This window comes from Planococcus sp. PAMC 21323, from assembly GCF_000785555.1.
Taxonomy (GTDB): domain Bacteria; phylum Bacillota; class Bacilli; order Bacillales_A; family Planococcaceae; genus Planococcus.
In genome coordinates this window covers 2,461,896-2,477,467 of record NZ_CP009129.1, presented here as the reverse complement: position 1 = coordinate 2,477,467, position 15,572 = coordinate 2,461,896, and the positions used below count along the sequence as shown (strand labels likewise).

Genomic DNA, 15,572 nt, shown 5'->3' with positions numbered 1-15,572 from the left:
AGGCACAATGAAAATTCTTTTTGTTTGTACAGGGAATACATGCCGCAGTCCGATGGCCGAAGCAATTTTGACCGCCAAAAAAGTAGAAGGAGTAGAAGCTCGTTCTGCAGGTATATTTGCAGGAACAGCCCCTCTTTCTGAAAATGCGCAGTCGGTATTAAACCAACAACAAATCTCTTTTAGTCATACTTCAAAACCATTAAGTAGTGAAAATTTGGAGTGGGCAGAACTTGTGTTGACAATGACCAACTCTCATAAAACAGCAATATTACAAGCTTATCCGGAAATAGCAACAAAGCTTTTTACTATAAAAGAATTTGCGGCTGGTTCAACAGAGGATGTTAGTGATCCATATGGGGGACCAATTCCACTTTATGAAAAAACGTTTCAAGAGTTAAAATTGCTAATTGATAAACTAATCATGAAAATAGCGTAAACGAAAGGCAGACAATCCGAGAGGCTAGTCTGTCTTTTTTGCGTGAAAATGGTAGAATTGATTTAAAGCGTAAAAGGTTTTCGGCATAATTCGACAAAGCCGCTTTTACGGATCTATAAATTTGATTTCAAGAAAAGAGGGTTTATTATGAAAGTGGCAATCTCATCAGATCACGGCGGCAATAACCTGCGTAAAGAAATCGTTAACTTAATGAATGAAATTGGTATCGAATACCAAGACTTTGGTCCACATACTGACGATTCAGTAGACTATCCAGATTATGCAAAACCTGTAGCAGATCGTGTAGCAAGTGGAGAATTTGATCGTGGAATTTTGATTTGTGGAACAGGTATCGGCATGTCCATCTCTGCCAACAAAGTCAAAGGCATTCGTTGTGCACTTGTTCATGATGTCTTCAGTGCAAAAGCGACAAGAGGGCATAATGATTCTAATATTTTAGCGATGGGTGAGCGTGTAATTGGTCCAGGACTTGCTCGTGAAATAGCTCAAACTTGGTTGACTGAAGAATTTGAAGGCGGCAGACACGAAAAACGCATTCAAAAAATCACAGACCTCGAAAAATAAGGAGGAGTCGACATGCAAACTTTATGGCAATTGCAACTTGAAGAGGTTTTAAGCGAATTTGAGCAGCAGATCGAGTTCAGGAAAGGCCAAGTGTTTGTAGTCGGCTGTTCAACATCAGAAGTAGCAGGTAAGCGCATCGGAACAGGCGGCGGACTTGATATTGCAGAAAGTTTGTTTGAACCTCTAGAAAAATTCGCAGCTCGCCACCATCTTTTTTTAGCGTTCCAAGGTTGTGAACATATTAACCGAGCTTTGACAGTAGAACGTCGAGCAGCTGAAAAATATGGTTGGGAGCCTGTCGCTGTTATTCCGGCACCAAAAGCGGGCGGATCGCTGAGTGCACATGCATTTAGTAAGATGATTGATCCGGTAGTGGTAGAGGAAATTCAGGCGCATGCGGGAATAGATATTGGACAAACAATGATTGGCATGCATTTAAAAAGAGTTGCCGTTCCGTTACGTACTTCTGTTAAACTAGTAGGTGAAGCGATTGTGGCTTCCGCAACGACACGACCAAAATTAATTGGTGGTGAACGTGCACGCTATAATCGTGAGCTTGTTCAATCACGGGAGGGATATACGGATGGAATTGATTAAGGCGCAAGACCCAGCAGTATATGAAGCGATGAATGCAGAGAAAGAAAGACAAGAAGCCAATATCGAATTAATCGCTTCTGAAAACTTTGTTTCACAAGCGGTAATGGATGCACAAGGATCGGTGTTAACGAACAAATATGCAGAAGGCTATCCGGGTAAACGTTATTACGGAGGCTGTGAACATGTAGATGTTGTTGAAAACATCGCTCGCGACCGCCTGAAAGAAATTTTCGGTGCGGAACACGCGAACGTTCAACCTCATTCTGGATCGCAAGCCAATATGGCAGTTTACACAGCGGTTTTAGAAAAAGGCGATACGATTCTTGGGATGAACTTGAACCATGGCGGGCATTTAACGCATGGTAGCAAAGTAAATTTCAGTGGTATGCAATATAATTTCGTTGAGTACGGTGTGACTCAAGAAGAGCAATTGATTGATTACGAGGCAGTTCGTCAAGTGGCATTAGAACACAAGCCCAAAATGATCGTTGCTGGAGCAAGCGCATATTCGCGTCAATTAGATTTTGCTAAATTCCGTGAAATCGCTGATGAAATCGGGGCATACTTGATGGTTGATATGGCTCATATCGCTGGTCTCGTTGCAACGGGTGCTCACTCTAATCCAGTTCCACATGCTCATTTTGTTACATCGACTACGCATAAAACATTACGTGGACCACGTGGTGGATTAATTCTTTGCAAAGAAGAATTTGCGAAAAAAATCGATAAAACAATTTTCCCAGGAATTCAAGGCGGCCCACTTATGCACGTAATTGCAGCAAAAGCTGTAGCATTCGGTGAAGCGCAAAAGCCAGAATTTAAAACCTATATTGAACAAGTTGTGAAAAATGCTGATGCATTAGCAAAAGCGCTAATTGCAGAAGGTGTAAATATCGTATCTGGCGGCACAGACAATCATTTACTATTGCTTGATCTTCGCTCGTTAAACTTAACGGGGAAAGTGGCAGAACATGTTCTTGATGAAGTCGGTATTACAACAAACAAAAATACCATTCCTTTCGATCCGGAAAGCCCATTTGTAACTTCTGGAATCCGTTTAGGAACTGCTGCCGTTACTTCGCGTGGTTTTAAAGAAGAAGACATGAAAGAAATTGCTATGATTATGGCAATGCTTCTAAAAAAACCAGAAGATGAAAATGTTAAAAAAGAAGCTGCAGAACGTGTTGCAAAATTAACTGCCGCGCATGCATTATATAAATAAGTTCACACAGCTGCCAAATAAAAATGTTGGCAGCTGTATTTTTATACTATAATAGAAGTAAGTTCTAAAAAACGAGGACTATAATAATATATACATATAAAAAAGGAGGCGCGTCGTATGCATACGCATGAGTTAATGAATGACAAAAATGTAATCATAGAGTGGCTACGCCGTCTCGGTGTTAAATTTCATACATCGTTCTTAGTCGTTAACTCTGAAATAGAAGAACAACCAATTGTTTATGCAAACGAAGCTTTCTTTAAAATGATTGGCTATAGTGAAGAAGAGACGTTAGGACGTAACGGGCGTTTTCTTCACGGAGAAAAAACTTCTCCAGAAGTAGGTGCAACTATACATGACTGCATAGCTAAAGGAGAAACAGGGATTTTTGAAATTATCAATTACCGCAAAAACGGAACACCTTTTTGGAATGAATTATCAATCCAACCATTAACGTTTCCAGAAAAAAATCTCAAATTTACTTTATTGCTTCAAAATGATATTACTGAACGAAAGCGTACAGAAGCTTTAGTTAAGCTTCAAAAGCAAACGTACAAAAAAATAGAAAACGGTAATAAGTTGAGTTCAATCCTTCAAAATATTTGTGATACATGTGAATCGTTCTTTATTGACGGTGCAAAGTGCACAGTGTTATTAATCGATAATGAAGAAAGAATTTATACGATTGGTGCTACCGAATCAATGCCCAAAAGCTTTGAAGAAGAGATTATTGGGTTAAAAGTAGAGGAAGATATCGGCACTTGTGGAGCTGCATTTCATAGAGGTCAGCCGGTAGTAGTTAAGGATATGACTACGGATTATTTATGGAGAAACCATCAACAATTAGTAGAGCAACATGGCTTAGTTTCAAGTTGGTCTATTCCAATACTAAGTGTGGAAGATGAAGTGGTTGGCACATTTGGTATTTATTTTCCAGCAACAGCTATTCCATACGATAAAGATTTGAAATTCATGGAAGGTGTGGCTTCGATTGTGTCTTTAGCCATCAAGTACTCACATCAACATGAAGAAATATTAAGATTAGCTTATCGTGATGGGGATACGAACTTACCTAACCGTAATTATTTTAGAGATGAAATTGATAAATTGTTGAAGATTGGCAAAGAAGGTTTTGTCGCTTTTATTTCAACAGATGAATATACAAAAGTAGTCGATCAATACGGGCACCGTGCAGGAGATACACTCATGACCGAAATTGGCAGACGATTAATGTTGCATCAAAATGTCTCAGAAAACTTGATTGCTCGATTTTCAGATTCTACATTATCGATGTACAGCATAACTCCGTTTACTAAAATACCAGACTACTTGGAACAACTGATGCATGGGTTTACTGATCCCATCAAAGTTGGGGACATGGAATTGTTCTTAACCTTGAAAATTGGTGTCGCTATCGTAATGCCACACCAAAAAGATTCAGAAGAGTTAATCCGCTGCTCGGATAGTGCTTTATCACAAGCAAAGCTACGGACCGGCGAGGCAATTTGTTATTTTGAAAGTGAACTGGATGAGTTTTTGATGAGAGACTTGCGAGTTGCCAACGAGTTAACAGTAGCATTAAACCGCAATGAAATCGCTGTTCACTTGCAACCTAAAGTTGATTTAGAAACTGGCGAAATTTTGAGTTTTGAAGCTTTGGCACGTTGGACATCTCCAGATTTAGGTGTGATTCCCCCTGATATTTTTATACCGGCTGCTGAAAAAAATGGCAAAATACGTTTGGTAGAAAAAAGTATTTTAGAGCAAGTGCTAGGGTGGATGAAAAAAAGAGCGGATCAAGGATTAAAGCTAAGACAAGTAGCCATCAATATATCAGCTGAACATTTTTTCCATCATTCATTTGTTAGAAACTTAATGAACATGACTTCTATGTATGGCATAGATCCAAAATGGATTCGATTGGAAATTACAGAACGTATCGGCTTTGTTGATATTGAGACAGCTAATAAAATTTTTAAGAACTTGAAATACTTTGGATTTACAACTGCGATTGATGATTTTGGAACAGGCTATTCATCACTCAGTTATCTTCAGAAGTTACCTATAGAAGAATTGAAGATAGACCGTTCTTTTGTTTCAAATATGGACGAAGCAGGAACGTTGGCGATTGTCCATACAATCATTCAACTTGCGAATAATTTAAATATGCATGCCGTTGCGGAAGGTATAGAAACAGAAAAAGAACGAAGAATTTTATTGAGTCTAGGGTGTAAAGTAGGGCAAGGGTATTTGTTTTACAAACCAATGTCTCTTGACGAAGCTTATCTCCTTTAAAATGAAAAAAATATAATCCTTAATCTTAAAACCAGAGATTTATTCTCTGGTTTTTTTTTGAGAATATTTGTATAGGCGGAAATAACTGAATAATGCCAAAGCAGAATCTGACAACTTGAACGAAAGATTTTCTGTTATACTATTTAAGATAATGTTTGAAAAGGAGAGATAGGCCGTGGGAAAAGTATATGTTTTTGATCATCCATTGATCCAACATAAAGTGACGCACATCCGTGATAAGTCGACAGGGACAAAAGAATTCCGTGAATTGGTGGATGAAATTGCTACATTGATGGCATTTGAAATCACGCGCGATTTGCCCTTAGAAGAAATTGATGTGGAAACACCGGTTCAAATGGCAAAGTCAAATGTTCTTGCAGGAAAGAAATTAGGCGTAGTCCCTATTTTGCGCGCAGGAATTGGTATGGTAGATGGAATCTTAAAATTGATTCCAGCGGCAAAAGTCGGCCATATTGGTTTGTATCGTGATCCGGTTACATTACAACCAGTGGAATATTACTTGAAATTGCCTTCCGATGTTCAAGAACGTGAATTTATCGTTGTTGACCCAATGCTCGCTACTGGCGGATCAGCGATTGAAGCAGTCAATTCGATGAAAAAACGAGGCGCTGTTAAAATTCGCTTTATGTGTATTATTGCAGCTCCTGAAGGTGTAGAAGCTTTACAAGAAGCGCATCCGGATGTAGACATTTTCATCGCGGCATTAGATGAAAAACTTAACGAAAAAGGATATATTGTCCCAGGTCTTGGAGACGCTGGCGACCGCTTATTTGGAACAAAATAAGAGAGCGAGGTAAATCAGCTTGACGAAAAAATGGAAAGTAATGACGATATTTGGTACGCGACCAGAAGCGATTAAAATGGCGCCGCTTGTTTTAGAACTTCAAAAACATCCAGAAACCATTGAACCACTTGTAACGGTAACGGCACAGCACAGAGAAATGTTGGATCAAGTACTAGAAACATTTAAAATCACACCTGACTTTGACTTAAATATCATGAAAGATCGCCAAACATTGACCGACGTAACAATGCGAGCAATGCAAGGACTCGATGCGGTAATGAAAGAAGCAAAGCCAGATATTGTTTTGGTGCATGGTGATACGACGACAACATTCGCTGCGAGCCTAGCTGCTTTTTACAACCAGGTAGCGGTGGGACATGTGGAAGCTGGCTTGCGTACGCATAACAAATACTCGCCATATCCTGAAGAAATGAACCGTCAATTGACGGGAGTCATGGCAGATATTCATTTTTCACCAACTGAAAAGTCAGCTCAAAACTTGCTTGATGAAAATAAAAAAGAAGAAACGATTTATATTACTGGTAATACGGCGATCGACGCTTTACAAACAACCGTCCGCGAAACATACACGCACCCAATTTTAGAGAAGATGGGTAGCGACCGGATGATTTTACTGACAGCACATCGTCGTGAAAATCTCGGTCAACCAATGCGCAATATGTTCCGTGCCATCAAGCGTTTGATTGAAGAGCATGACGATATTCAAGTGGTTTATCCAGTGCATATGAATCCAGCTGTCCGTGAAGTTGCGGATGAAGTACTAGGGCGTGATCCTCGTATACACTTGATCGAACCGCTAGAAGTTTTGGATTTCCACAATTTTGCGGCACGCTCATTCTTTATTCTGACTGATTCTGGTGGGATTCAAGAAGAAGCACCGTCACTTGGAAAACCGGTTTTAGTTTTACGTGATACGACTGAACGTCCTGAAGGCATTACGGCAGGAACGTTGAAACTTGCCGGCACAGATGAAGAAACAATCTACGGAATGGCGAAAGAATTGCTGACAGACGAAGCTGCTTACAAAGCGATGTCTCAAGCATCAAATCCATACGGAGATGGCAAAGCATCTGCACGAATTGTTGAAGCACTTCATGTGTATTTTTCAAAACTGAAGAGCTAAAACGGCCAATTCCACTTTTTTTTGTTGTCTAGTTGCATCGGCCAGCTCTTCGGGGTCTTAAGTCAGCCTGGCTTTGTGGCAAAAAGCGCCACTTTGCCATTCTGTCTTAAGCCCGTCAGAGCTAAAACGGCCAATTCCACTTTTTTTTGTTGAAATTTGTCCACAATATGTCAGAGAAAAATCGCTTGTGAAGTTTTTCACTTCTACTAATTGACATGATTTTACCCCTAATGTATGCTTACAAAGGGTATGCATGAGATGGTTTTCTTACATAGATTATGTAGGTGGAAGCCTGATGCGACTGCTCTTTTTGAGGGTATAATGTCAAATCAACGAGGTTCAAGGGGGTTGTCATGCGCCCAACAAAAAAGCCCTTACAAGCGATGGCAATTTATAGTGCCATTCTGTCACAACTTGTCGGGTCTGTACTCATCGGGGTGTTCACGGGTATGTGGCTCGATGAAAAGATTGGAACCGCACCATTTTTCATGATCATCTGCCTATTCATAGGCATCACTGCCGGTGTTTGGGCAATGCTTCAGACCGTCCGCAAATTCGAATCAGGAGACAAGTAGAAAATGGATGGACTTAGGGAGATATACACAAGACTAAAAAAGATGATTATTTTCATCTTAGCGCTCTACGTTATTGGTTGGGGGTTTACCTCTTATCAAGAAGTGTTCGCGGGTCTCATAATCGGAACTTTGTTCGGCATTTATAACATGTGGATTCTTGTTCGTCGGATGGAGAAATTTGACCGTGCGGTGGCTGAAGGCTCGAAAGTTCGTTCGCTTGGAACGGCATTACGGTTTGCATCAGGTATTGCTGCTGTAGCGATTGCTATTTTATTCGCAGAGCACATTCACTTGGTCAGTGCAGTAATAGGGTTGATGGTCCCTTATGCTCTGTTGTTAACAGAGCGGATTGTTTATCACGTGAAACACCATTAACAATGTGGAAAGAGAGGTGAAACTATCGTGGAACATGGCGCTCCTATGCTCAAGGTGTTCGGGATCTGGTTCAACCTATCAAACGTTATGATGCTACTTGTAGCCGCTCTTATCGTCTTCCTTATTGCTTTTTTCGCTACACGGAATTTGCAGCTTAAACCAACGGGCATGCAAAACTTCATGGAATGGATCATGGATTTCGTGAAAGGGATTATTAAGAGCAATATGGATTGGAAAGATGGTGGCCGATTCCATGTTCTTGGAATCACCTTAATTATGTTCATTTTTGTTGCGAACATGTTAGGTCTTCCATTTGCAATAGTTGTTAACGGAGATCTTTGGTGGAAATCACCAACAGCTGATCCAACAGTAGCAATGACTTTAGCCGCTACGGTACTCATCTTGAGTCATTATTATGGCATCAAGTTGAAAGGGTTAAAAGGATATGCCGGAGGCTATATAAAGCCAATGCCATTCTTATTCCCACTAAAGATTATTGAGGAATTCGCAAATACGTTGACACTCGGTCTACGTCTTTACGGAAACATCTATGCGGGAGAAATCTTGTTAACTTTGTTAGCGGGTCTCGCATCATTAAGTGTTTTTGGATTCGCAGCAGCTATCCTGCCAATGATGTTATGGCAAGGCTTCTCGATATTTATCGGGGCAATTCAAGCGTTCATTTTCGTTATGTTGACAATGGTTTATTTATCGCATAAAGTTGCCGACGACCATTGAGTATAAAACCGCTCATAGAGCAAAAAAAAAACAATTATCCTGAGGAGGACATTTTAAAATGGGTTTATTAGCAGCAGCAATTGCAGTAGGTTTAGCAGCACTAGGTGCAGGTATTGGTAACGGTCTTATCGTTTCAAAAACAGTTGAAGGTATCGCTCGTCAGCCAGAAGCTCGTGGCGTTCTACAAACAACAATGTTTATCGGTGTTGCATTGGTTGAGGCATTGCCAATCATCGCTGTAGTTATCGCGTTCATCGTAATGAACCGATAGGATTCCTATACAAAAGTTAAATGGTGGGGATGCTATTATATGGTTTTCGCCATTTAAACTTGTATGCAACATTTGCTTTCGAAAGTTCATCTTATAATAACTAAAGATCTTACTATAGAAGAAATTGCATTTTAGGCTCTTGAAGGGAGTGAAACAATCGTGTTTTTTGATCACCTCGTACTCGGTGCAACCGGGGAGTTTTTGAATATTGGAGACATTCTCGTCACACTTGTCATCTTCATTGGGTTAATGTTGCTTTTAAAGAAATTCGCATGGGGTCCTTTGATGGGCATAATGCAGCAACGTGAAGATTTGATCAAGAGTGAAATTGAAACAGCTGAAAACAGCCGTCTAGAATCTCATAAATTGCTTGAAGAGCAGCGTAGCCTTCTTAAAGATGCGCGTACGCAAGCACAAGAAATCGTTGAGAACGCTAAAAAGCAAGGCGAAGTTTCGCGTGAGGAAATTATTACAACTGCGCGTGCTGAGTCTGGTCGTATGAAAGAAGCAGCAGTGCAAGAAATTGCTAACGAAAGAGATAAAGCTATTTCAGCTGTTCGTGAAGAAGTTGTGGCATTGTCACTACTTGCTGCTACGAAAGTGCTTGAAAAAGAAATCTCTGAGGAAGACAACCGTCAGTTGATTAACGAAACGATTGCGAAGGCAGGCGAAGTTCAGTGAGTCAAGTTGCAGAACGATACGCTTTAGCATTGTTCCAAGTCGCTCAAAAGCATGAATCATCTTTGGAGATTGAACAAGATTTACGTGAAGTAAAAAAGGTCTTTAACATGACTCCAGAACTTTACAATTTGATTGTCTCTCCAAAACTTTCGGCTGATAAAAGAACAAACTTGATCAAAGAAGTGTTTAATGGGGCAAATTCATTTGTTGTAAACACACTTCAATTGATGGCAGAACGCAAACGCTTAAATGAAGTCGGCTCAATGGTAGACGAGTTTATTAATTTATCTAATAATGCACAAGGAATTGAAGATGCGGAAGTTTATTCGACACGTCCTTTGACTGAAGAAGAACGCTCATCAATTTCTTCTGTTTTCGCTAATAAAATTGGTAAACAATCTTTACGAATTGAAAACATTATCGATCCATCATTACTTGGCGGATTGCGTATTCAAATCGGAAACCGTATTTACGACAGCAGTGTGAGCACAAAATTAGCGAACCTGGAACGTCAATTAATCGGTTAATTATGAAATTATGAGAGGGTGACATACATGAGCATCAAAGCTGAAGAAATCAGCAGTCTGATTAAACAACAGATTGAAAATTATCAATCAGAGATGAAAGTTGACGACGTTGGTACAGTAATCACTATTGGTGATGGTATCGCACGCGCTCATGGCCTCGACAACATCATGGCTGGAGAACTTGTAGAGTTCTCTACTGGTGCTATTGGTATGGCGCAAAACTTGGAAGCCAACAACGTTGGTATTATTATCCTTGGCCCGTACAAAGACATCAAAGAAGGCGATGAAGTACGTCGAACTGGCCGTATTATGGAAGTACCAGTAGGAAACGAACTTATTGGACGTGTAGTAAATCCACTTGGACAACCTGTTGACGGTCTTGGACCAATCAACACGACTAAAACTCGTCCAATCGAAAGCCCTGCACAAGGCGTTATGGCCCGTAAATCGGTTCATGAACCACTTCAAACAGGTATTAAAGCGATTGATGCACTTGTGCCAATCGGTCGCGGACAGCGCGAATTGATCATCGGTGACCGTCAGACAGGTAAAACTTCTGTTGCAATCGATACGATCTTAAACCAAGCTGACCAAGATATGATTTGTATCTATGTAGCTATCGGACAAAAAGAATCTACTGTACGTAACGTAGTAGAAACTTTCCGTAAAAATGGAGCGCTTGATTACACAATCGTTGTAACAGCTTCAGCTTCACAACCAGCTCCATTATTGTACTTGGCTCCTTATGCAGGTATCACTATGGCAGAAGAATTCATGTTTGAAGGCAAACATGTGTTGATCGTCTATGATGATTTAACAAAACAAGCATCTGCTTACCGCGAACTTTCATTATTACTTCGTCGTCCACCAGGCCGTGAAGCTTACCCAGGTGACGTTTTCTACTTGCACTCACGTTTATTAGAACGTGCTGCGAAATTAAACGAAACTCTTGGTTCAGGATCAATCACAGCATTGCCGTTCGTTGAAACGCAAGCTGGCGATATCGCTGCATATATTCCTACAAACGTTATCTCGATTACAGATGGTCAGATTTTCCTTCAGTCGGATCTATTCTTCTCGGGTGTACGCCCAGCAATCAATGCGGGTCTTTCTGTATCACGTGTTGGTGGTTCAGCTCAGATCAAAGCTATGAAAAAAGTTGCGGGTACATTGCGTCTTGACTTAGCGGCTTTCCGTGAACTTGAGTCATTCTCTCAGTTTGGTTCAGATCTTGATGCTGCCACTGCTGCGAAACTTGAGCGTGGGAAACGTACTGTTGAAGTCTTGAAACAAGATTTAAACAACCCAATCAAAGTTGAAAAACAAGTTGTTATTTTCTATGCGTTAACTCGAGGATTCCTTGATGATATCGCTATTAAAGACATTTCTCGTTTTGAAGCTGAATTGACAAGCTGGTTAGATCTAAACCACACAGAAATTTTGGATACTATTCGCACAACTCAAGGCTTACCTGCTGATGACGCATTTGCTGCAGCGATTAACGAATTCAAACGCACATTTGCTAAATCTGAGTAATACAGAGTTCGAATACGAAGAAAAAATAATAAGGTGGTGAAATACCAGTGGCATCATTACGCGATATAAAAAACCGAATTACGTCAACTAAGAAAACAAGTCAGATCACAAGAGCCATGCAAATGGTTTCTGCATCTAAACTAAGCCGTGCGGAAGTAAATGCGAAAGCGTTCGTTCCATACATGCACAAAATTCAAGACGTAGTAGCATCAATCGCAGCTGGGTCATCAGACACTAGCAACCCGATGATGATTGCTCGTCCTGTAAAGAAAACCGCTTATTTAGTGATTACATCAGATCGTGGTCTTGTAGGCGGATATAACAGTAATATTCTTCGTACAGTTATGAGTAGAATCCGTGAACGACACACCTCTAATGACGACTTTGTTATCCTGAGCGTTGGCCGGAAAGGTCAGGAATTCTTTGCGAAGCAAGGAATGACGATTCTTGAAAGTGCAATCGCACTTCCGGATCATCCGACGTTTGCGGATATTAAAGAAATAACGCGCAAAGCTGTTGGTATGTTCTCAGATGGTACGTATGATGAAGTTTATATGTACTACAATCACTTTGTTTCAGCAATTCAACAAGAAGTCACAGAGAAAAAAGTCTTGCCGCTGACGGATATTCAACCGACTGGATCAACTGCTTCATATGAGTTTGATCCTTCAGCAGAAGCGATTCTGGAAGTTCTTCTTCCTCAATACGCAGAAAGCTTAATCTTTGGGGCTGTTCTTGATGGCAAAGCGAGTGAACATGCTGCTTCCATGACAGCAATGAAGAGCGCGACCGATAATGCGTCTGATTTGATTAATGGATTGACACTTCAATACAACCGTGCACGCCAAGCGGCAATCACTCAGGAAATCACTGAGATTGTCGGCGGAGCATCTGCACAAGAGTAAAAATGCAAGGTGCCCATGTAAATGGGCACTAAATTCTGCTAACAATAAAATTGCGAACTTCTTTATATAGAAGTTTTTAAAAACGTAAGACAGGAGGGAACAGCATGAATACAGGACACGTTCTTCAGGTTATGGGACCGGTTGTAGATGTTAAGTTTGCTAATGGCGAACTTCCAGCTATCTACAATGCCCTAACTGTAAATATTGATCGTCCCGGACAAGCTCAAGTAGTTTTAACGCTTGAAGTGGCTCTTCACCTTGGTGACGATTCAGTCCGTACAATCGCGATGGAATCTACTGATGGATTACAACGTGGTTCAGTAGTAAATGACTTGGGCAGAGCAATTTCTGTTCCAGTTGGAAATGTAACATTAGGTCGAGTATTCAACGTACTTGGTGAAGTTATCGATTTAGGGGAAGAAATTCCATTAACAGAACGCCGTGACCCAATTCACCGTTCTGCACCTACATTCGAACATTTGTCCACAGAAGTTGAAATTCTTGAAACAGGTATTAAAGTTGTTGACTTGCTTGCCCCTTACATCAAAGGTGGTAAAATCGGTCTCTTCGGTGGTGCCGGTGTAGGTAAAACAGTTCTTATCCAAGAATTGATCAACAACATCGCTCAAGAGCACGGTGGTTTATCCGTATTCGCTGGTGTTGGTGAACGTACACGTGAAGGAAATGATTTATACTTTGAAATGAGCGACTCTGGCGTTATTAAGAAAACGGCAATGGTTTTCGGTCAAATGAACGAGCCACCAGGCGCACGTATGCGTGTTGCTTTAACTGGTTTGACTATGGCAGAATATTTCCGTGACGAACAAGGCGCGGACGTTCTTCTTTTCATCGATAATATCTTCCGTTTCACACAAGCAGGATCTGAAGTATCGGCTTTACTAGGTCGTATGCCATCAGCAGTTGGTTACCAACCAACACTTGCTACAGAAATGGGTCAATTACAAGAACGTATTACAACTACAAGCGCAGGTTCAGTAACATCGATTCAAGCGATTTATGTACCAGCCGATGACTATACGGATCCGGCTCCGGCTACAACTTTCGCTCACTTAGATGCAACGACTAACCTTGAGCGTAAACTTTCTGAGATGGGTATTTACCCGGCGGTAGATCCTTTAGCTTCAACTTCTCGTGCATTGTCACCTGAAATTGTTGGTGAAGAGCATTACGCAATCTCACGTGAAGTTCAGGAAACTTTACAACGTTACAGAGAGCTACAAGATATCATTGCAATCCTTGGTATGGATGAGTTAAGTGATGAAGACAAGCAAACGGTTAACCGTGCGCGTCGTGTTCAAAACTTCCTTTCTCAGAACTTCCACGTTGCTGAGCAGTTCACTGGCCAAAAAGGTTCTTATGTTCCTGTTCAAGAAACGATCAAAGGATTCAGAGGAATTCTTGATGGAAAATATGACCACTTGCCAGAAGATGCTTTCCGTTTAGTTGGACGCATTGAAGATGTTATTGCAAAAGCAAAAGGCATGGGCGTAGAAGTCTAAAACCAGGGACCAGGAGGGAAAAAAATGAAGACCATTACAGTCAATATTGTCACTCCCGACGGCCCGGTATACGATTCAGAAGTATCTATGGTTATTGCAGTTACAGCAACAGGTGAGATGGGTATTTTACCAGGTCACATTCCAACAGTTGCTCCTCTTGGAATCGGCGCAGTCCGATTGAAGACAGAGAACTCAACAGAATTAGTTGCTGTAAACGGTGGATTTCTTGAAATCCGCCCTGAAAAAGTGACTATCCTTGCACAATCGGCAGAACGCGCGACAGACATCGATCTGTCTCGTGCTCAAGAATCCGCTAAACGTGCAGAAGCACTCTTACAGGCTAATAAAGATGAAATCGACTTTAAACGTGCAGAATTGGCGTTAAAGCGTGCGATGAATCGTATCAACGTTTATGAGGGTAATGTTTAAAAGAAAAGTAAAAACGGCCGTTCAGCTCCGACAGGCATAAGGCAGACCAACAGTGTGGCGCACTTTGCCACGCAGGTGGGTTGACTTATGGCCCGAGGAGTTGGCCGTTGGAACTAGACAGTAAGAAAAGCGTAAGAGCCCGTGTAGATTCGACGGGCATAAGACGCGCTGACGAAGCGGCGTTCTTTGCCGCACAGTCAGAGTGGCTTATGACCCTAGAATCTGGGCTCTGAAGCTAGACAGTAAGAAAAGTGAAAACGGCCATTCAGCTCCGACAGGCATAAGGCAGACCAACAGTGTGGCGCACTTTGCCACGCAGGTGGATTAACTTATGACTCTAGGAGTTGGTCGTTGGAACTAGACAGTAAGAAAAGTAAAAGCGGACAGAAGGGAAATTGACTTTTGTTCGCTTTTTCTAATGAATAAATTTATAACTAAGAAAGGAAGATCTAAATGGAAATGATGATTGGACAGACAGCGTTAATATCAATTTTTAGCCATATCTTCTTTACTGGTGTTGCTTTTTATGCGATGCGGGCATTGATGATTGATAAGTTCATACACAAACACCATGTTTTACAAGCACAAATCCTCTACATTTTTCTAAGCATATCAATCGGGACCATGGTATCTACTTTTTTCCTAAATATATCATCTTGGTCACGGCAACTGCCATACCTATTTTAAATTGCCATTTTGCCATGTCTTTGAAACTCATGGCTATGGCAAAACGGCAATATAATTATTTCCTGTGAAATAAACTTCTTGTATAAGGTTTAAATGTTATAACAAGGGGAAAAGCACTAATAGATTATTAATAAAACATGACTATCTTCCTTTAACGGACATAAAAGCTTTATGTTATTCGAACAATATGAAGTTAGAATTGGAAAGAGAACAAATTGAGAGTAAATTTTCTTGATTTTTATTA

The 15,572-nt window shown here is 40.8% G+C and carries 18 protein-coding genes; all 18 read left to right on the top strand.

What is annotated here, in order from left to right; genetic code table 11:
- The first annotated feature begins 7 nt into the window (after positions 1 to 7).
- The 18 genes from PLANO_RS12220 (at position 8) to PLANO_RS12135 (ending at position 15,328) form a co-directional block, all read left to right on the top strand.
- Positions 8 to 436, top strand: a complete 429-nt coding sequence (locus tag PLANO_RS12220) for a low molecular weight protein arginine phosphatase (protein WP_038704719.1) — start codon at positions 8 to 10, stop codon at positions 434 to 436.
- A gap of 147 nt (positions 437 to 583) precedes the next feature.
- A complete protein-coding gene (gene rpiB / locus PLANO_RS12215; protein ID WP_008432989.1) occupies positions 584 to 1,021 on the top strand; it encodes a ribose 5-phosphate isomerase B in 438 nt (145 codons plus the stop codon).
- Between the two features lie 12 nt (positions 1,022 to 1,033).
- A complete protein-coding gene (locus PLANO_RS12210) occupies positions 1,034 to 1,618 on the top strand; it encodes a TIGR01440 family protein (RefSeq protein WP_038704718.1) in 585 nt (194 codons plus the stop codon).
- Positions 1,605 to 2,840 carry a serine hydroxymethyltransferase gene (gene glyA / locus PLANO_RS12205; protein WP_038704717.1) on the top strand — a complete coding sequence of 412 codons (1,236 nt, stop codon included), beginning with the start codon at positions 1,605 to 1,607 and terminating at the stop codon, positions 2,838 to 2,840. The genes PLANO_RS12210 and glyA overlap by 14 nt, the downstream gene beginning before the upstream one ends.
- A gap of 117 nt (positions 2,841 to 2,957) precedes the next feature.
- Positions 2,958 to 5,135 carry a sensor domain-containing phosphodiesterase gene (locus PLANO_RS12200; protein ID WP_038704716.1) on the top strand — a complete coding sequence of 726 codons (2,178 nt, stop codon included), beginning with the start codon at positions 2,958 to 2,960 and terminating at the stop codon, positions 5,133 to 5,135.
- Between the two features lie 175 nt (positions 5,136 to 5,310).
- On the top strand, positions 5,311 to 5,940 hold the full coding sequence (gene upp / locus PLANO_RS12195; protein WP_038704715.1) for a uracil phosphoribosyltransferase: 630 nt from the start codon (positions 5,311 to 5,313) through the stop codon (positions 5,938 to 5,940).
- A gap of 19 nt (positions 5,941 to 5,959) precedes the next feature.
- A complete protein-coding gene (gene wecB / locus PLANO_RS12190; protein ID WP_038704714.1) occupies positions 5,960 to 7,084 on the top strand; it encodes a non-hydrolyzing UDP-N-acetylglucosamine 2-epimerase in 1,125 nt (374 codons plus the stop codon).
- Positions 7,085 to 7,437: 353 nt separating this feature from the next.
- Positions 7,438 to 7,659: an AtpZ/AtpI family protein gene (locus tag PLANO_RS12185; protein ID WP_038704713.1), complete on the top strand. Its 222-nt coding sequence runs from the start codon at positions 7,438 to 7,440 to the stop codon at positions 7,657 to 7,659.
- A gap of 3 nt (positions 7,660 to 7,662) precedes the next feature.
- The gene (locus tag PLANO_RS12180; protein ID WP_038704712.1) at positions 7,663 to 8,034 is read left to right on the top strand and encodes an ATP synthase subunit I; all 372 of its coding nucleotides are present in this window, start codon (positions 7,663 to 7,665) and stop codon (positions 8,032 to 8,034) included.
- Between the two features lie 27 nt (positions 8,035 to 8,061).
- A complete protein-coding gene (gene atpB / locus PLANO_RS12175) occupies positions 8,062 to 8,772 on the top strand; it encodes a F0F1 ATP synthase subunit A (protein ID WP_038704711.1) in 711 nt (236 codons plus the stop codon).
- Between the two features lie 58 nt (positions 8,773 to 8,830).
- Entirely contained in the window at positions 8,831 to 9,043 is a 213-nt protein-coding gene (gene atpE / locus PLANO_RS12170; protein WP_008433003.1) for a F0F1 ATP synthase subunit C, read from the top strand.
- Positions 9,044 to 9,202: 159 nt separating this feature from the next.
- Positions 9,203 to 9,724 (top strand): F0F1 ATP synthase subunit B, encoded by a 522-nt coding sequence (gene atpF / locus PLANO_RS12165; protein ID WP_038704710.1) that lies wholly within the window; start codon positions 9,203 to 9,205, stop codon positions 9,722 to 9,724.
- On the top strand, positions 9,721 to 10,251 hold the full coding sequence (locus PLANO_RS12160) for a F0F1 ATP synthase subunit delta (RefSeq protein ID WP_038704709.1): 531 nt from the start codon (positions 9,721 to 9,723) through the stop codon (positions 10,249 to 10,251). Before atpF ends, PLANO_RS12160 begins: the two co-directional genes overlap by 4 nt.
- Positions 10,252 to 10,278: 27 nt before the next feature.
- A complete protein-coding gene (atpA, locus tag PLANO_RS12155) occupies positions 10,279 to 11,787 on the top strand; it encodes a F0F1 ATP synthase subunit alpha (protein ID WP_038704708.1) in 1,509 nt (502 codons plus the stop codon).
- Positions 11,788 to 11,834: 47 nt separating this feature from the next.
- The gene (gene atpG / locus PLANO_RS12150) at positions 11,835 to 12,692 is read left to right on the top strand and encodes an ATP synthase F1 subunit gamma (protein WP_038704707.1); all 858 of its coding nucleotides are present in this window, start codon (positions 11,835 to 11,837) and stop codon (positions 12,690 to 12,692) included.
- 104 nt (positions 12,693 to 12,796) lie between these two features.
- Positions 12,797 to 14,212: a F0F1 ATP synthase subunit beta gene (gene atpD, locus PLANO_RS12145; RefSeq protein ID WP_038704706.1), complete on the top strand. Its 1,416-nt coding sequence runs from the start codon at positions 12,797 to 12,799 to the stop codon at positions 14,210 to 14,212.
- Positions 14,213 to 14,236: 24 nt separating this feature from the next.
- On the top strand, positions 14,237 to 14,641 hold the full coding sequence (locus tag PLANO_RS12140; RefSeq protein ID WP_038704705.1) for a F0F1 ATP synthase subunit epsilon: 405 nt from the start codon (positions 14,237 to 14,239) through the stop codon (positions 14,639 to 14,641).
- Between the two features lie 453 nt (positions 14,642 to 15,094).
- Positions 15,095 to 15,328: a DUF1146 family protein gene (locus PLANO_RS12135; RefSeq protein ID WP_038704704.1), complete on the top strand. Its 234-nt coding sequence runs from the start codon at positions 15,095 to 15,097 to the stop codon at positions 15,326 to 15,328.
- Positions 15,329 to 15,572 lie beyond the last annotated feature (244 nt).